This is a genomic window from Pseudomonas sp. ANT_J12, assembly GCF_008370045.1.
Taxonomy (GTDB): domain Bacteria; phylum Pseudomonadota; class Gammaproteobacteria; order Pseudomonadales; family Pseudomonadaceae; genus Aquipseudomonas.
This window is the reverse complement of record NZ_VOBN01000012.1, coordinates 99,338-116,548: the sequence shown is the minus strand read 5'-3', so window position 1 is coordinate 116,548 and position 17,211 is coordinate 99,338. Positions and strand designations below refer to the sequence as shown.

Annotated in this window: 16 protein-coding genes; 2 read left to right on the top strand and 14 right to left on the bottom strand. The window is 59.1% G+C overall.

Annotated features, from left to right (window positions below):
* Positions 1–2 precede the first annotated feature (2 nt).
* The 3 genes from FQ192_RS22700 to ccoG all read right to left on the bottom strand — a co-directional run bounded on the left by FQ192_RS22700 (position 3) and on the right by ccoG (position 4,610).
* The gene (locus tag FQ192_RS22700; RefSeq protein WP_149660545.1) at positions 3–2,453 is read right to left on the bottom strand and encodes a heavy metal translocating P-type ATPase; all 2,451 of its coding nucleotides are present in this window, start codon (positions 2,451–2,453) and stop codon (positions 3–5) included.
* 190 nt (positions 2,454–2,643) lie between these two features.
* Positions 2,644–3,183, bottom strand: a complete 540-nt coding sequence (locus tag FQ192_RS22695) for a FixH family protein (protein ID WP_123403332.1) — start codon at positions 3,181–3,183, stop codon at positions 2,644–2,646.
* 11 nt (positions 3,184–3,194) lie between these two features.
* Positions 3,195–4,610 (bottom strand): cytochrome c oxidase accessory protein CcoG, encoded by a 1,416-nt coding sequence (gene ccoG, locus FQ192_RS22690; protein ID WP_149660544.1) that lies wholly within the window; start codon positions 4,608–4,610, stop codon positions 3,195–3,197.
* Positions 4,611–5,355: 745 nt separating this feature from the next.
* Between ccoG and FQ192_RS22685 the strand changes: the two genes are divergently transcribed.
* Positions 5,356–6,360 carry a metallophosphoesterase gene (locus FQ192_RS22685; protein WP_149660543.1) on the top strand — a complete coding sequence of 335 codons (1,005 nt, stop codon included), beginning with the start codon at positions 5,356–5,358 and terminating at the stop codon, positions 6,358–6,360.
* A gap of 58 nt (positions 6,361–6,418) precedes the next feature.
* Here the strand turns inward: FQ192_RS22685 and ccoP (FQ192_RS22680) are convergent, their stop codons facing one another.
* From ccoP (FQ192_RS22680) to ccoN (FQ192_RS22645), 8 genes are all read right to left on the bottom strand, one after another.
* Positions 6,419–7,402: a cytochrome-c oxidase, cbb3-type subunit III gene (gene ccoP, locus FQ192_RS22680; RefSeq protein WP_149660542.1), complete on the bottom strand. Its 984-nt coding sequence runs from the start codon at positions 7,400–7,402 to the stop codon at positions 6,419–6,421.
* Entirely contained in the window at positions 7,399–7,584 is a 186-nt protein-coding gene (locus tag FQ192_RS22675; RefSeq protein WP_003175465.1) for a CcoQ/FixQ family Cbb3-type cytochrome c oxidase assembly chaperone, read from the bottom strand. Before FQ192_RS22675 ends, ccoP (FQ192_RS22680) begins: the two co-directional genes overlap by 4 nt.
* 5 nt (positions 7,585–7,589) lie before the next feature.
* Entirely contained in the window at positions 7,590–8,198 is a 609-nt protein-coding gene (gene ccoO, locus FQ192_RS22670; RefSeq protein WP_054054085.1) for a cytochrome-c oxidase, cbb3-type subunit II, read from the bottom strand.
* Positions 8,198–9,640 carry a cytochrome-c oxidase, cbb3-type subunit I gene (gene ccoN / locus FQ192_RS22665; RefSeq protein ID WP_149660541.1) on the bottom strand — a complete coding sequence of 481 codons (1,443 nt, stop codon included), beginning with the start codon at positions 9,638–9,640 and terminating at the stop codon, positions 8,198–8,200. The genes ccoO (FQ192_RS22670) and ccoN (FQ192_RS22665) overlap by 1 nt, the downstream gene beginning before the upstream one ends.
* A gap of 537 nt (positions 9,641–10,177) precedes the next feature.
* Positions 10,178–11,134, bottom strand: a complete 957-nt coding sequence (ccoP, locus tag FQ192_RS22660; RefSeq protein WP_149660540.1) for a cytochrome-c oxidase, cbb3-type subunit III — start codon at positions 11,132–11,134, stop codon at positions 10,178–10,180.
* Positions 11,131–11,349, bottom strand: a complete 219-nt coding sequence (locus FQ192_RS22655) for a CcoQ/FixQ family Cbb3-type cytochrome c oxidase assembly chaperone (RefSeq protein ID WP_149660539.1) — start codon at positions 11,347–11,349, stop codon at positions 11,131–11,133. The genes ccoP (FQ192_RS22660) and FQ192_RS22655 overlap by 4 nt, the downstream gene beginning before the upstream one ends.
* Positions 11,350–11,352: 3 nt before the next feature.
* Complete coding sequence (gene ccoO / locus FQ192_RS22650) at positions 11,353–11,961, bottom strand: cytochrome-c oxidase, cbb3-type subunit II (protein WP_149660538.1); 609 nt, start codon at positions 11,959–11,961, stop codon at positions 11,353–11,355.
* A gap of 10 nt (positions 11,962–11,971) precedes the next feature.
* Entirely contained in the window at positions 11,972–13,396 is a 1,425-nt protein-coding gene (ccoN, locus tag FQ192_RS22645) for a cytochrome-c oxidase, cbb3-type subunit I (protein WP_149660537.1), read from the bottom strand.
* A 96-nt stretch (positions 13,397–13,492) separates the two neighbouring features.
* Here ccoN (FQ192_RS22645) and FQ192_RS22640 point away from each other — a divergent pair, with 96 nt between their 5' ends.
* Positions 13,493–14,170, top strand: a complete 678-nt coding sequence (locus FQ192_RS22640) for an alpha/beta family hydrolase (RefSeq protein WP_149660536.1) — start codon at positions 13,493–13,495, stop codon at positions 14,168–14,170.
* 255 nt (positions 14,171–14,425) lie between these two features.
* Here FQ192_RS22640 and FQ192_RS22630 read toward each other — a convergent pair whose 3' ends face one another.
* The 3 genes from FQ192_RS22630 to FQ192_RS22620 form a co-directional block, all read right to left on the bottom strand.
* On the bottom strand, positions 14,426–14,878 hold the full coding sequence (locus tag FQ192_RS22630) for a hypothetical protein (protein WP_149660534.1): 453 nt from the start codon (positions 14,876–14,878) through the stop codon (positions 14,426–14,428).
* A 59-nt stretch (positions 14,879–14,937) separates the two neighbouring features.
* The gene (locus tag FQ192_RS22625; protein WP_149660533.1) at positions 14,938–15,360 is read right to left on the bottom strand and encodes a hypothetical protein; all 423 of its coding nucleotides are present in this window, start codon (positions 15,358–15,360) and stop codon (positions 14,938–14,940) included.
* A gap of 180 nt (positions 15,361–15,540) precedes the next feature.
* Entirely contained in the window at positions 15,541–17,106 is a 1,566-nt protein-coding gene (locus FQ192_RS22620; RefSeq protein WP_149660532.1) for a PAS domain-containing methyl-accepting chemotaxis protein, read from the bottom strand.
* Positions 17,107–17,211 lie beyond the last annotated feature (105 nt).

Below are 17,211 nucleotides of genomic sequence, written 5' to 3'. Positions count from 1 at the left end.
GCTCAGGCCGGCAGCGGGCGGGTTTCTGGCGTGGCGCTGGCCTTGGGCGTGCTCGGCATCCGAGTCAGGCGCAGGGCGTTGAGCACCACGGTCAACGAACTGATCGACATGCCGACCGCGGCCCACACTGGAGTGATCCAGCCGAGGGCGGCGAACGGCAACATGAGGCCATTGTACAGCCCGGCCCACAGCAGGTTTTCGATGATTATCCGGCGGGTGCGCCGCGCCAGGCTGAAGGCTTGCACCAGGGCGTCGAGGCGGTTGGACAGCAGCACCGCGTCGGCGCTGGTTTTCGCCAGGTCGGTGGCCGAGCCCATGGCCACGCTGATATCGGCGGCGGCCAGCACCGGCACATCATTGACCCCGTCGCCGAGCATCAATACCTTGCGCCCTTCCTTGTGCAGCTGTTGCAGCACTTGCAACTTGTCATCGGGACGCAGGCCGCCACGGGCCTCGTCGATACCCAATTCGGCTGCGACGCTGGCGACCATCGGCGAACTGTCGCCGGACAGCAACAGTGTGCGCCAGCCGCGAGCCTTGCAGGCCGCGAGCAGGGCGGGCGCATCGGTGCGCAAACGGTCGTCGAGGACAAACCACGCCAGCGGCCCGAAGCTGTCGCCCAGCAGCAGCCATTGGCCCGCTTCTTCCGGCATCAGCGGCACGCTGGCGCCACTGAGTTCGCAGACAAACCCCGGTTGGCCGATGCGCAGGCGCTGTTCGCCGACCAATCCTTCAAGCCCCAGCCCTGGCGTACTGAGGACTTCTTCGGCGGCCAGTGGCGCACGGCCAAAGGCGCGGGCAATCGGGTGTTCGGAGCGGTTCTCCAGGGCGGCTGCGAGCCCCAGGCACTCATCGCTGCCGAGTGAGCCGAGGGGGCGAATCGAGCGCAGGGCCAGGCGACCTTCGGTCAGCGTACCGGTCTTGTCGAAAATCACCGTGTCGATCTGGTTCAGGCCTTCCAGTACATGGCCTCGGGTCAGCAGCAAGCCGAGTTTATGCAGCGTACCGGTGGCGGCGGTCAGCGCGGTCGGCGTTGCGAGGGACAGGGCGCATGGGCAGGTCGCCACGAGCATGGCGAGCACGATCCAGAACGCCCGCGACGAATCCAGTTCCCACCACAGCAAGCCAATAGCGGCGACGGCAATCAGCGACAGCAACAGGAACCACTGGGCGGCGCGGTCGGCGATTTCCGCCAGGCGCGGTTTCTCGGCCTGGGCGCGGTCGAGCAGGCGGACGATGGCGGACAGCCGCGTGTCGTGCCCCAGCGCCAGCACTTCAACGGTCAATGCGCCTTCAACGTTCAACGTGCCGGCGGTGACCGCATCGCCGAGTGTGCGCGGTTGTGGCAGGTACTCGCCGGTGAGCAGGGATTCGTCGATGCTCGACTGGCCGTCGAGGATTTTGCCGTCAGCCGGCAGGATCGCGCCGGGGTGCACCAGCACCTGATCACCGACGCGCAATTCGCTGAGCAGGATGCGCTCGCTCTGGCCATCGGGACCCAGGCGCAAACATGAGGCGGGCAATAGATTCACCAGCTGTGCGGTGGCGGCGGCGGTGCGTTCCCGGGCGCGGCGTTCCAGGTAGCGCCCGGCCAGCAGGAACAGCGCGAACATGCCGACGGCATCGAAATACAGCTCGCCAACGCCGGTGATCGACGTCCAGATCCCGGCCAGATAAGCGCTGCCGATCGCCAGCGAAACCGACACATCCATGGTCAGGTGCCGGGTGCGCAAGTCGCGCATGGCGCCCTTGAAGAACGGCGCGCAGCTGTAGAACACAATCGGCGTGGTCAGGAACAGCGCGACCCAGCGCAGGATCGTGTGCAGCTCCGGGCTTAAGTCGATGTTGAATTCCGGCCAGGTGGCCATGGTCGCCATCATCGCCTGGAACCACAGCAATCCGGCGACGCCGAGTTGGCGCAGGGCCAGACGATTTTCGCTGGCCAGTTGTTCGCTGGCGCGGTCGGCTTGATAGGGGTGGGCGGCGTAACCGATGTGGCGCAGCTCACTGAGTACCTGACTCAGCGGCAGTTGCGCGTCGGCCCAGCGTACGTGCAGGCGATGGTTGGACAGGTTCAGCCGTGCCTCGGCTACCGCCGGCAAGCCGCGCAGGTGTTTCTCGATCAGCCAGCCGCAGGCGGCGCAACTGATGCCCTCCATCAGCAGGGTGGTTTCGGCGAGCTCGCCTTCGTGACGGACGAAGGGCTGCTGGACGTCGGCGCGGTCGTACAGCGCCAGTTCATCGACCAATTGCACGGGCAAGGTTTCGGGGTTGGCCGAGGATTCGCTGCGATGCTGGTAATAACTCTCCAGCCCGCCGGCCACGATGGCTTCGGCTACCGCCTGGCAACCCGGGCAGCAAAGCTCGCGGGTTTCACCGAGGACAACGGCGGTGAAGCGGCTGCCGGCCGGGACAGGCAGGGCGCAGTGGTAGCAGGGGGTTGGGGTGGTCATGTCTGTCGCCATGGAAACAATTGTGGCTGATTCAACTCAGACCCTGTGGCGAGGGGGCTTGCCCCCGTTGGACCGCGAAGCGGTCCCAAACCCTGAGACCGCGATCTTCCGGTCGATCGAGTGCACAGGTCTTATGGCTGCTGCGCAGCCAAACGCGGGCAAGCCCGCTCGCCACAAGGGATCGCAGTAATTACTTCTTCAGGTCTTCCGCACCTTGCAACGGCTCATCGCCCAGCAGCAGGTCCTTGTCGTGGCTGACCTGTTCTTCCTCGAACATGCGCCAGGTCTTGTCGTCCTGCACCCCCAGCAATTCGACAAAACGGCGGCCTTCGACCTTGTCGCTCATCTGGCCGATATAGCGGCCCTGTTCGGTTTCGCTGCGGGTCAGGGTGATTTTGCGATCCTTCTCCGGCTGGGTCGGCGAGATCAGGTTCAGCTCAACGGTCTTGGGCTGGCTGTTGCCGCTCAGGCGCAGGTCGACTTCACCGGTCAACTCGTCCAGATGAACGTTGGCGCGCAGTTGCAGGGTCTGGGCCAGCAGTTCACGGTCCAGGGAGCGGTTGATGCCTTTGCCGGCCTCGTAGTAGTTGTCGTTGACCAGGTTGTCCGGGTTGTTCACGGCGATGGTCACCATGGACAGGGTCAGGGTCACCGAGCAGGCGAGAATCCCTATGATGATCCACGGCCAAAGATGCTTGTACCAAGGGCTTGCGGCAGTTGCTGCGGGCATGATCACTTCTCTCAACGAATTTGTGGGCCGATGAATCGGCTCTTGGCTTCAACATGGACGCTGTCATCATCGGCATCCTTGAGGGTGAATTTCACCTCGTTGGTGCTCGATGGCAATTGCTCCGGCGCGCTGGACAGCTCCACCGGCTGGCTGAAAATTTCCCCGGCGGCGACTTTTATCTCGCGCTTGCCTTGCAGCTTGAGGTCCGGCAGGCCGCTGGCTTCCAGCAGGTAGGTGTGGTCGCGCTGGTCCTTGTTCATGATCTTCAGGCTGTAGACGTTTTCGATCCGGCCTTCGGCGTTCTCGCGGTAAAGCACGCGGTCCTTGCTGACATCAAAGCCCACCAGCGAACGCATGAAGAACGCGGTCACCAGCAAGCCGATCATGGTCAACAGCACCAGCGCGTAGCCGATCAGGCGCGGGCGCAGTTTATGGGTTTTCTGCCCGGACAGGTTGTGCTCGGTGGTGTAGCTGATCAGGCCCCGCGGGTAATCCATCTTGTCCATGATGCTGTCGCAGGCATCGATGCACGCGGCGCAACCGATGCACTCGATTTGCAGGCCGTCGCGGATGTCGATGCCGGTCGGGCAGACCTGCACGCACATGGTGCAGTCGATGCAGTCGCCCAGGCCCTGGGCCTTGTAATCCACGCCTTTCTTGCGCGGGCCACGGGACTCGCCACGACGCGGGTCGTAGGAAACGATCAGGGTGTCCTTGTCGAACATCACGCTCTGGAAGCGCGCATACGGGCACATGTAGATGCACACCTGCTCGCGCAACCAGCCGGCGTTGCCGTAAGTGGCGAGGGTGAAAAAGCCGACCCAGAAGTACGACCAGCCATCGGCCTCGCCGGTGAAGAAGTCGATGGTCAGCTCGCGGATAGGCGAGAAGTAACCGACAAAAGTCATGCCGGTGACGAAGCCGATCAACAGCCACAGGCTGTGTTTGCTGAACTTGCGCAGGAATTTGTGGGCGCTCATCGGCGTCTTGTCGAGTTTGATGCGCTGGTTACGGTCGCCTTCGGTGACCTTCTCGCACCACATGAAGATCCAGGTCCAGACGCTCTGCGGGCAGGTATAGCCGCACCAGACGCGCCCGGCGTACACGGTGATGAAGAACAGGCCGAAGGCGCTGATGATCAGCAGGCCCGAGAGCAGGATGAAATCCTGGGGCCAGAAGGTTGCGCCGAAGATGAAGAACTTGCGTTCCGGCAGGTTCCACCAGACCGCCTGGTGGCCGCCCCAGTTCAGCCACACCGTACCGAAATACAGCAGGAACAACGCAGCGCCGCCCATCATCCGCAGGTTGCGGAACAGGCCGGTGAAGGCGCGGGTGTAGATCTTTTCTCGAGAGGCGTAGAGGTCGACGCTGTTGTTCGCGTTCTTGGCAGGCGGGGTAACGTCGTGTACCGGAATCTGATTGCTCATCATTGCATCCCACGGCAGTGGAAAAATGCCTCGGTCAGTACATGCCGACCGCGGTCAAAGAGGTGTTGCAGTGGCGCAATGATACGCCTGTCGCTCTAGCTCAAGGGTGCGACCTTTGGTCGCGTTGGGAGAAAAGCGCAGATGGTGTAGCGGATGTAACAAAGCATGATCCAGATCAATTGACTATAGACGATCCGCGATTTGCCTTGAGAGCAGCGCGTTGGCGCTGCCCTGTGTCAGGTGGCGCCTTCAGGGTCTGGGAAGGCGACCGCCCCCCAGGCCGTCCAGCCCGCCCGAGCCGTTTCCAGGCTCCAGCGCCGAGATGATTTCAGCGGAATGAAGATTGTTTGCAGAATGGGACATGTCATTTCTTCCTTGGTGATGACCTGTGAATGCATCTTCTGTTCTTGAACGTTTCGCTTTGGAAGGTGGGCGTTCAAGTGGTGGAAAAGCTACAGGGTCGCAAGGCAGTCGGTCGATTAAAAGTCCGTCTCAAATTATGTCGGCCACGCTGATGTTCCGGCACGGCGAATTTCATTTATGCCATGGCTTGATCAAAGCGCTGCTGGGAGAGAGTGAAAAGTCTTAAATGTTTAGTTTTTTAAATAATTGAAAAGCGGATGAAATATATTTATTTAATTGCTTTGATTTTGTTGTTTGTCGTTGGTTTTTTCTTGCGGTAAGTTATGTCGAGTGCATTAAGAACAGCAGTGCACCTATTAACTAATAACGGAAACGGATTTCTATGAGTATCAAAAAAGGCGCAAGCGTATTAGCGTGCCTGTGGTTGTTGTCACTGGCGCCTGTTGTGCATTCGATTGAAAACATGCCTCGTCATATGGTGTTTGCGTCTGACCCGCAATACCCCTGGACTGACAAGACCGACAGTCGTGAACCAGAAACGGATGCAGAGTTTAAGGTGCGTGCAAAATGGCTGGTGGAAACCCAGTTCGCCAGTATTGCCGACTTTCGTCATCAATCCGGTGGTCAGGCGAATGTGCCGTTGATGATCAATGGTGATATGACGGCGTTTGGTCATGGTTGGCAACGTTCGTACATTAATTCGACGCTGGAAAAGTACTTCAAAAAAGATTTTCTGTACGGTTTGGGTAATCACGATTATGCGAACAACGTAGATGATTGCTTCAGTAATAGTTGCGCGGCGGGCAGTATCGTTGAATATAAGGAGCATCATGAGGGTCAAGTCGAAAACTTTGACTTGAAAGTGGATGGTGGATTTTTAAATAAGCGGTACTCCGGCAGTTTGGCATATTCGAAGAACATTGGAGAGGTTCATTTGGTTCAACTCAACTATGAGCCAACGTATGAAGTCAATATTTCGCACCCCCTGAATCCAACGACATTCAACATCACCCATGCGCTGGATTGGCTTGAGAATGATCTTAGAGTGGCCCGGACTCAGGGTTACGCCATCATCATCAACCTGCATGCGCATGATCAGTGGAAGGGCACTTGGGAGCAGCAACGGCGTTTCGCGGCGATGGTTGCAAAGTACGAAGTAACGGCCATTTTTGCCGGTCATTACCATGACGAGGGCGGCTCGACGCAGTACATAGGCGGCGTGCCAACGTTCCTCAGTGGCAGCGCTTCCCAAGAGACCTACCTGATTGCCAGTTTTTCCGAGGATCGCAAGCAGTTGCACGTCAATCTGGTGGAAAAAAACCAGTGGCAAACACGGAAGCTGGTGCGCACGGTGAAGGTGAAATCGATTTTCGCCAGTCGTCCATGAAAAAGGCCCCGCCAATTCACATTGGCGGGGCCGTTTTTTATTGCATCAAGCTTAAGCCTTACTGAGCGTCCGCCGCTGGAGCCTTCTCACCATGAGACAGGCTGTAGACGTAAGCGGCCAGCAGGTGAACCTTGTCGTTGCCTTGCAGCTGCTCTTGCGCAGGCATCTGGCCCTGACGGCCGTAACGGATGGTCTGCTGCAGTTGAGCGAAGCTCGAACCGTAGATGAATGCGGCAGGGTGGGTCAGGTTCGGTGCGCCCATGGCCGGGGTACCTTTGCCTTCCGGACCGTGGCACACCGCGCAGTTGGCCGCGAACAGTTTCTGCCCGGCAACCGGGTCGGACTTGGTGCCTTCCGGCAGCTTGCGACCGTCGAGGTTGGTCAGCACGAAGCCGGCAACATCGGCAACGCCTTGTTCGCCGATCACTTCAGCCCACGCAGGCATCACCGCGTGACGGCCGCCCATGATGGTGGTCTTGATGGTTTCCGGTTCGCCGCCCCAGCGCCAGTCGGCGTCGGTCAGGTTCGGGAAGCCATAGGCGCCCTTGGCGTCGGAACCGTGGCAGACCGAGCAGTTGGAGGCGAACAGGCGGCCACCCATCTTCAGGGCTTGCGGGTCCTTGGCCACTTCTTCGATCGGCATGGACGCGAACTTGGCGAAGATCGGACCGAACTTGGCGTCCGATTTGGCCATTTCCTTTTCCCACTCGTGAACGCCGGTCCAGCCGGTCTGGCCGTTGGCGAACGCAGTCTGCTTGTCGGTATCGAGGTAGTTGTAGCCTGGCAGCAGGCCTTTCCAGTTGCCCAGGCCCGGGTACAGCACCAGGTAGCCCAGGGCGAAGATGATGGTGCCCACGAACAGCATGAACCACCATTTCGGCAGTGGGTTGTCGTACTCCTCGATCCCGTCGAAGGAGTGGCCAACCGTTTCTTCGGTGGCTTCGCTGCGCTGGCCCTTGCGGGTGGACAGCAGCAGCCAGGTCAGGGCGAAGATGGTACCCAGGCTCAGGACTGTGACGTACAGACTCCAGAACGTAGTCATTCTTTGTTACTCCTAGAAGCTTGCTCGACGTGCTTGATGGCTTCGGGATCATCCGCGAAAGGCAGCAAGGTCGCGTCTTCAAACTCCGACTTGCGCTTGGGGCTGAACACCCACAACGCCAGACCGATAAAGGCCACCATCACGACAACGGTGCCCAGGCCACGAATCATCCCGATATCCATCTAGATCACCGTTTGCTTTTGATGATGGTGCCCAGGCCTTGCAGATAGGCCACCAGCGCGTCCATTTCGGTCTTGCCCTTCACCGCATCCTTGGCACCGGCGATGTCTTCGTCGGTGTAAGGGACGCCGAGCGTGCGCAGGACTTCCAGTTTCTTGGCGGTGTCCTTGCCGTCGAGCTTGTTTTCCACGAGGAACGGGTAGGCCGGCATTTTCGACTCAGGCACCACGTTGCGCGGGTTGTACAAGTGCGCACGCTGCCAGTCATCGGAGTAACGACCGCCGACACGGGCCAGGTCCGGACCGGTACGCTTGGAACCCCACAGGAACGGGTGGTCCCAGACGCTTTCACCGGCGACCGAGTAGTGGCCGTAACGTTCGGTTTCAGCACGGAACGGGCGGATCATCTGCGAGTGGCAGCCGACACAACCGTTGGCGATGAAGACGTCGCGTCCTTCGACTTCAAGCGCAGGGCGAGGCTTCATGCCTTCGACCGGCTTGTTGGTGACGTCCTGGAAAAACAGCGGAACGATCTGGGTCAGGCCGCCGATGCTGACGGCGATAACCATGAAGAAGGCCAGCAGGCCAATGTTCTTCTCGACTGCTTCATGCTTCATCAGTGAGCTCCAACTACAGCAATCTGAGCGGCGGCTTCGGCTTCAACCGGGTTCGAGGCGCGTACGGTACGGAATACGTTGTAGGCCATGAACAGCATGCCGCTGGCAAAGAACGCACCGCCCAGGGCGCGAACGATGTAGCCAGGGTGGCTGGCTTGCAGTGCTTCAACGAACGAGTAGGTGAGGGTGCCGTCGTCGTTGATTGCACGCCACATCAGGCCCTGGGTGATGCCGTTGACCCACATCGAAGCGATGTACAGCACGGTACCGATGGTCGCGAGCCAGAAGTGCGTGTTGATCAGGCCGATGCTGTGCATCTGCACGCGACCGAACAGTTTCGGGATCATGTGGTAGATCGCGCCGATCGAAATCATCGCTACCCAGCCGAGCGCGCCGGCGTGTACGTGGCCGATGGTCCAGTCGGTGTAGTGCGAGAGCGAGTTGACGGTCTTGATCGCCATCATCGGGCCTTCGAAGGTCGACATGCCGTAGAACGCCAGCGAGACCACGAGGAAGCGCAGGATCGGGTCGGTGCGCAGCTTATGCCAGGCGCCCGACAGGGTCATCATGCCGTTGATCATGCCGCCCCAGCTTGGCGCGAGCAGGATGATCGACATCGCCATGCCCAGGGACTGCGCCCAATCCGGCAGCGCGGTGTAGTGCAAGTGGTGCGGACCGGCCCAGATGTACAGGGTGATCAGTGCCCAGAAGTGCACGATGGACAGGCGATAGGAGTAGATCGGACGTTCGGCCTGTTTCGGCACGAAGTAGTACATCATCCCCAGGAAACCGGTGGTCAGGAAGAAGCCCACCGCGTTGTGGCCGTACCACCACTGGATCATCGCATCCGTCGCACCCGAGTAGGCCGAGTAGGACTTGAACAGGCTGACCGGCAGCGACATGTGGTTGACGATGTGCAGCATCGCGGTCACGACGATGAAGGCGCCGTAGAACCAGTTACCGACATAGATGTGCTTGGTCTTGCGCTTGACGATGGTGCCAAAGAACACCAGACCGTAAACCACCCAGACGATGGCCAGCAGAATAGCCAGTGGCCATTCCAGTTCGGCGTATTCCTTGGTGGTGGTGTAACCCAGCGGCAAGGTGACGATGGCGCCGATGATCACCGCTTGCCAACCCCAGAAGTGGAAGGCCGCGAGGCTGTCGGAAATCAGTCGCGTTTGGCAGGTTCGCTGCACGACGTAATAAGAAGTGGCAAACAGTGCACAACCACCGAAGGCGAAAATCACCAGGTTGGTGTGCAACGGGCGTAAGCGTCCAAAAGTCGTCCACGGCAGACCGAAGTTCAATTCCGGCCATACGAGCTGTGAGGCGATGAAGACACCAAGCCCCATGCCAAGGATCCCCCAGACCACCGTCATGATGGCGAACTGGCGGACTACCTTATAGTTATAAGCAGTCGGACTGATTGCTGTGCTCATTCTAAGGTTCCACGGTTTGGGTGTTTTATTAGGATAAAAATCGGCCGCAAGTATGTAGAAAGCAGGGGGGCATTGCAACGCACCATGACCTGGGTCAATGCTTTCAGAAGCTGATTCTGCGGCCTTTCCATGCGCCGCGTAAGGACAAAATCGGCCCCGGACAAAATGTCGCAGCGGACGAAAAAGGCGAGGGGTTCAGGTCAGTTGTAACGGGGTGTGTTCAAACGCAAGGTTCGGGTGACAGAAGGCAATTTGCACGACAGCCGGTATCTACCAGCCTTTGCGGCCTGTCATCGAGCAGATTTGTCGAACACATCGGCTAATTTCGACCTGGAACCGGTACTTTGCCAGTCCGCATCGAGCAAGCGTAGACCCGAATCAGGGGAACCGAAAGGGAGGCGGGGAGGGGGTGTGACAAAAAGAAGCAGCCATAAGCGTCAAGCTGCAAGCTTCAAGAGGGATCTCGTTGCTTGCAGCTTTTGCTTTTGCCTGTACTTGCCGCTTGTAGCTTGAAACTTGTCGCTGATTTTTATGCCTTTACTTGCCGCTTGTAGCTTGCAACTTGCCGCTCAACTGCTCCTCACCCTTCGAAAGGCTGAAAACGTAGGCGGCGAGCAGTTGCACCTTGTCATTACCGAGCAACTCGTTCTGCGCCGGCATATGGCCCTGGCGACCATGGCGAATGGTTTGTTGCAGTTGCGCCAGGCTTGAACCATAAATGAAACCGGCCGGGTGCGTCAGGTTCGGTGCGCCCATGGCTTCAGTGCCGTGGCCATTTGCCCCATGACAGGCGACGCAGGTGGTGCTGAACAACTGCTGACCGGCTTGCACATCGGCGTTGCTGTCGGCGGGCAACGGCAGGCCGGCCAGGTCGTGACGCACATACGCGGCGACGTTTTTCACGCCAGCCTCACCGAGGATTTCACCCCAGGCCGGCATCGCCGCCATCCGGCCACCCATGATCGTGGTCTTGATCATGTCGGGATCGCCGCCCCAGCGCCAATCACGGTCCACCAGGTTGGGGAAGCCGAAGGCGCCCTTGGCGTCCGAGCCGTGGCACACCGCGCAGTTGGAGGCAAACAGGCGACCGCCCATTTTCAGCGCTTGCGGGTCTTTCGCCACTTCTGCCACCGGCATGGCGGCGAATTTGGCGAAGATCGGTCCGAACTTGGCATCTGCCTTGTCCATTTCCTTTTCCCACTCGTGGACGCCGGTCCAGCCGTCCTCGTAACCCGGCAGCACGCCTTTCCAGTTGCCCAGGCCCGGATACAGGACCAGATAACCCACGGCAAACACCAGCGTGGCGGCGAACAGCATGAACCACCACTGCGGCAGCGGGTTGTCGTACTCCTCGATGCCGTCGAAGCTGTGGCCCATAGTCTGGTCGACGCTGCCCTTGGTTTCGCCCTTGCGGGTGCCGATCAGCAGCCAGGTCAGGCCGATCAGGCTGCCGATGGTCAGTACGCAGATCCACGTACTCCAGAAGGTGGTCATGGCCGGGTACTCCTTGGTTCAGGTTCTTGGGTGGCGTCATCGGGGTTCAACTCGTCGGCGAACGGCAGCATTCGTGCTTCGGCGAATTCCGGGCTGCGCTTGCCGTTGAACACCCACAACGCCAGGCCGACGAAGGCCACAAACACCACGACCGTGCCCAGGCCGCGGATCATTCCACTGCTCATCACACTGGCTATTTCAAAGGGAATGGCCATGGCTCACCTCTTGCTCTTGATGGCAGTGCCGAGCACTTGCAGGTAGGCGACAAGTGCGTCCATTTCGGTCTTGCCCTTGAGCGAGGCGACGGCACCGCTGATGTCGTCGTCGCTGTATGGCACGCCGAGGGTGCGCATGGCCTTGATCTTGGTTTCGGTGTGGCTGCTGTCGAGCTGATTGGCCACCAGCCATGGGTAGCCAGGCATCTTCGATTCCGGGACGACGTTGCGCGGGTTGTACAAATGCGCGCGGTGCCAGTCTTCGGAGTAGCGGCCGCCGACCCGTGCCAGGTCAGGCCCGGTACGCTTGGAGCCCCACAGGAACGGGTGATCCCAGACGCTTTCCCCGGCGACCGAGTAGTGGCCGTAGCGTTCGGTCTCGGCGCGAAATGGCCGGATCATCTGCGAGTGGCAGCCTACGCAGCCTTCGCGGATGTAAATGTCGCGACCTTCCAGTTGCAGCGCGGTGTAGGGCTTCATGCCTTCCACCGGTTTATTGGTCACGTCCTGGAAGAACAGCGGGACGATCTGGGTCAGACCGCCGATGCTCACGGCCAGGATCATCAGCAACAGCAGCAGGCCGACGTTTTTCTCGATGGTTTCGTGTTTCATGGCGGACTCCTCAGGCCATCTGCGCGGCAGCGGCGGCTTCGGCAGGCTGTGAGGCCCGCACGGTGCGCCAGGTGTTGTAGGCCATCAGCAACATGCCGCTGAAGAAGATCGCACCGCCCACCAATCGCACGACGAAGCCTGGGTGGCTGGCCACCAGGGTTTCGACGAAGGAGTAGGTCAGCGTGCCGTCTTCGTTGACAGCGCGCCACATAAGGCCCTGGGCGATGCCGTTGACCCACATCGAGGCGATGTAGAGCACGGTGCCGATAGTCGCGAGCCAGAAGTGCGCGTTGATCAGGCCGATGCTGTGCATCTGTGGCCGGCCGAAGATTTTCGGGATCATGTGGTACAGCGCGCCGATGGAAATCATCGCCACCCAGCCGAGCGCGCCGGCGTGAACGTGGCCGATGGTCCAGTCGGTGTAGTGGGAGAGGGCGTTCACAGTCTTGATCGCCATCATCGGCCCCTCGAAGGTCGACATGCCGTAGAACGCCAGGGAGACCACGAGGAAGCGCAGGATCGGGTCGCTGCGCAACTTATGCCAGGCGCCAGAGAGCGTCATCATCCCGTTGATCATCCCGCCCCAGCTTGGCGCCAGCAGGATCAGCGACATCACCATGCCCAGGGACTGTGCCCAATCCGGCAACGCGGTGTAGTGCAAGTGGTGCGGACCGGCCCAGATGTACAGGGTGATCAGCGCCCAGAAGTGCACGATGGACAGGCGATAGGAGTAAACCGGACGCTCGGCCTGTTTCGGCACGAAGTAGTACATCATCCCGAGGAAGCCTGCGGTGAGGAAAAAGCCTACCGCGTTGTGGCCGTACCACCACTGCACCATGGCGTCGGTCGCGCCGCCGTACAGCGAGTAGGACTTGGTCCAGCTGACCGGGATTTCCATGTTGTTGACGATGTGCAGGATCGCCACGGTGACGATGAACGCACCGAAGAACCAGTTGCCGACATAGATGTGCTTGGTCTTGCGCTTGGCCAGCGTGCCGAAGAACACGATGGCGTAGGCGACCCAGACGATGGTGATCAGGATGTCGATCGGCCATTCCAGCTCGGCGTATTCCTTGGAACTGGTGTAGCCCAGCGGCAGGCTGACGGCCGCCAACACGATTACCAGTTGCCAGCCCCAGAAGCAGAACTGGGCGACTTTCGGTGCAAACAGTTGGGTCTGACAGGTGCGTTGCACCGAATAGAACGAACTGGCGAACAGGGCGCAGCCGCCGAAAGCGAAGATCACCGCGTTGGTGTGCAGCGGGCGCAAACGGCCGAAGCTGGTCCACGGCAAATTGAAGTTGAGTTCGGGCCAGACCAATTGAGCGGCGAGAAAAACCCCGAGCCCCATGCCGACGATGCCCCATACCACCGTCATAATGGCGAATTGGCGGACCACCTTGTAGTTGTAGGCGGTACTGATAGAAGTGTTCATGGTTCCCCATCCACGGTTCAGCCGAAGTGAATGCGCGCGCACGAGGCAAGCGCTTCCTTCGCCTGGAGTTATAGGCAGACTAAAAGCGAGGCAAGCATGGACAAAGAGCACAAAGCCAGTATTGACGGGGATCAATGGGCGCGGTGCCTGGAGGATCATGGATGGCTGTGGAATGCCGCCTCGATGCCGTCATCGACCACGCTGATCCTCGCCCACGGCGCCGGTGCACCGATGGACAGCGCCTGGATGAACGACATGGCCGCGCGCCTTGCCGCACAAGGCGTCAACGTGGTGCGCTTCGAGTTTCCCTACATGGCGCAACGACGCCTCGACGGCGGCAAACGCCCACCAAATCCGGCACCGAAACTGCTGGAATGCTGGCGTGAGGTGTATGCCCAGGTGCGACGCCATGTCACTGGGACGCTGGCCATTGGCGGCAAGTCCATGGGTGGCCGCATGGCCAGTTTGCTGGCGGATGAATTGGGCGCGGATGCGCTGGTGTGCCTGGGCTATCCGTTTTATGCCGTGGGCAAACCGGAGAAACCCAGGGTCGAGCACCTGGCCGGGCTCAAGACCCGGACTTTGATTGTGCAGGGCGAGCGGGATGCGCTGGGCAATCGGGAGGCGGTCGAGGCGTATGCGTTGTCGCCGAGTATCGAGGTGTTCTGGCTGGTGGCCGGGGATCATGATTTGAAGCCGCTGAAGGCTTCGGGGTTTAGTCATGAGCAGCATTTGGCGGCTGCGGCGCAGAAGGTGGCCGGGTTTCTTCAGTGAGGTCTTGATCGTTCCCACGCTCCGCGTGGGAATGCCTCAATGGACGCTCTGCGTCCGCTGTTGGGACGCGGAGCGTCCCGGGCTGCATTCCCACGCGGAGCGTGGGAACGATCATCACGCCCTGACAACGAAGATCAGCGGTTAAACCGCTCCACCAACGAATACTGGGTACTGGCCGTCTTCGTCAGTTCTTCACTCAGTAGCGCCGAGTGTTGCGCCTGATTTCTCCCGCTATGGTGCAGTGCTTTTTAGTGGTTAATGTCTAAACAATTCAAATGCACCTTCCGGAGCCAGGACTTTATTGTCGAAGTTGAACCTGCCCTTGAAGTCGCCTTTGACCTTGCCCTTGGGTTTAAGCCGGATAGCGAGTTCTGCATAGATGGCAGGGAATGATCTGAGCTCGATATAGTCAGGGTAGGTCACCGAATAGACATGATAAAACTCCAGTCCATCTTCAAGCGTATAAGTATGCTCCAGAAGTTCCTCTCCCATGTTAGGCACCGTCAGGTTGAAACTGAAGTAATTACCGTGCTCTTCAAGAGTTCCGGTAGTGCCAATGAAGTGCCAGTATTCATCGTGAGGCGGTTCGGTGAGATGCAAAAAGCAGTCATGAGCCTTTGTCAGATGACCATCGAGCGTCCAATGGAATGAATGGCGGAGTTTTTTGTTATTGCTCTTCCTGGGGAGGATGATATCGAAGTGTCTCATCTTGATGTCCTCTTCTTGGTTAATGAGGTTTTCCGCCATTCGGAATCATATTGCCAGGCCTACATCTTCACATTGAAGCGTCCTTTGGCGCTTACGTGCTGGGAATGGAGGGGGATTTCAATGCTGAAGCCTCCCGCAACGGTCTTTGTTCCAGCATCCAGATATACCGCCAGGCTTCCGTTATTGATTGAAGTCGATTCGTTTCCGTTACCGTATACCAAGATGAATTCTTCGTTGATGAGTTCAACGCCGGTAACCAGTGGTGGATCAATTATGTTGTAGGTGGTCGCTATTAGGAATTTATGGTCGTCCTCTTCTGCCATCCATATGTAAAGGTCTCCGCCAGAAGTCGGATCATATTCCCTGAAAAAAAATATATTTTTAGCGATTATTTCCTGGTCGCCGTTAATGACCCACGCAAACATGTTGGTCGGATCATCGTTTTTAGGTATGGGCTGAAGCCAATACTTGTCAATATTCATGTTGCATTCCTCTTGACAGGTGTGAGCAAACTGCCCAGGAATATTGCGAATTTTGTTTATGCTCGTCTACTGTCAGACCTGACAGCTTGTGGGGGAGAGTTGTTTGGGGTAGGGCATTGCTGCGGGCAATAAAAAACCCGGAGGCTTTCGCTGTCCGGGTTTTTGTCTTTCAAACATCAATCAGCGGTTAAACCGCTCCACCAACGAATACTGGGTACTGGCCGTCTTCGTCAGTTCTTCACTCAGTAGCGCCGAGTGTTGCGCCTGTTCCGATGTCTGGTCCGCCAGTTGCGAGATGTTGCTGATGTTGCGGCTGATTTCTTCGGCCACCGAGCTTTGTTCTTCAGTCGCCGCTGCAATCTGTGTGGTCATGTCGGTGATGTGCGCCACCGCTTCGCTGATGCCGATCAGTGCCTGGTCCGCTTCCAAGACCCGCGCCACGCCTTCTTCGGCCTGTCGGTGCCCGGCGTCCATGGTTTGTACGGCGGTGTTGGCGGTCTGTTGCAGCTTGGCGATCAGGGCGTGGATCTGCCCGGTGGATTCGCTGGTGCGTTGCGCCAGTTGGCGCACTTCGTCCGCGACCACCGCGAAACCACGGCCCATTTCACCGGCGCGGGCCGCTTCGATGGCGGCGTTGAGTGCCAGCAGGTTGGTCTGGTCGGCGATGCCTTTGATCACATCGACCACGCCACCGATTTCGTCGCTGTCCTTGGCCAGTTGAGTCACGGTCAGGCCGGTTTCACCCACCACTACCGACAGACGTTGAATGGCTTCGCGGGTTTCCCCGGCAATGTCACGGCCGCGACTGGTCAGGCGATTGGCTTCCTGGGTGGCATCCGCCGTGCGTTGCACATGGCTGGCGACTTCCTGGGTGGTGGCGGCCATCTGGTTGACGGCGGTGGCCACTTGCTCGGTTTCGACGCGCTGGCGTTCCAGGCCATTGGAGCTGTTGTGCGCCAGGGTGTCGGACTGCTTGGCTTGCTCGGTCAGGTGCTCGGCGGTGTCCTGCAGACGGGTCAGGCAAGTCTTCAGACGCGCTTCCTGGCTGAGGATCGACATCTCCAGGCGCGCCTGGGCGCCACGGCTGTCGGTGTACATCTGGGCGATCAGCGGGTCGGACGTGGTTTGCCCGGCCAGGACCAGCAGGCGCTTGAGGCCGCGCTGTTGCCAGCTCAAACCCATCAGGCCCAGCGGCACCGACAAACCGGCGGCCAAGGCAAAACCCCATTGGGAGTTGAGCGAGGCGCCGATCATGAAGCTGATCTGGCTGATCAGAATAAACGGCACCCAATCCTGCAGGATCGGCAGCCATTTATCGGTCGAAGGAATCGCCGACTTGCCCTGGTTGATGCGTTGGTAGAGCGCTTCGGCACGGCGGATCTGTTCGGCGGTGGGTTTGATCCGCACCGACTCGTAACCGACCACCTGATTGCCTTCGAACACCGGCGTGACATAGGCGTTAACCCAGTAGTGATCACCGGTCTTGCAGCGATTCTTGACAATGCCCATCCATGGCAAGCCTTGTTTCAATGTGCCCCACATGTGCGCGAACACCGCTGCCGGCACGTCGGGGTGACGGACCAGGTTGTGCGGCGCACGGATCAGCTCTTCACGGGAAAACCCACTGATTTCGACAAAGGCGTCGTTGCAGTAAGTGATCACGCCTTTGGCGTCGGTAGTGGAGATCAACCGTTGCTGAGCCGGGAAGGTCCGTTCGCGTTGTGTGTTGGGCTGGTTATTACGCATGGTGTTTTTTAATCCGCAAGACTTTGCAAGGCTTTGTCAGGTTGTCGGCAATGGGGGGGATTTATTGAAAATATTTTTCAATTGTGGGTGCTGTGTCTCAAAAAT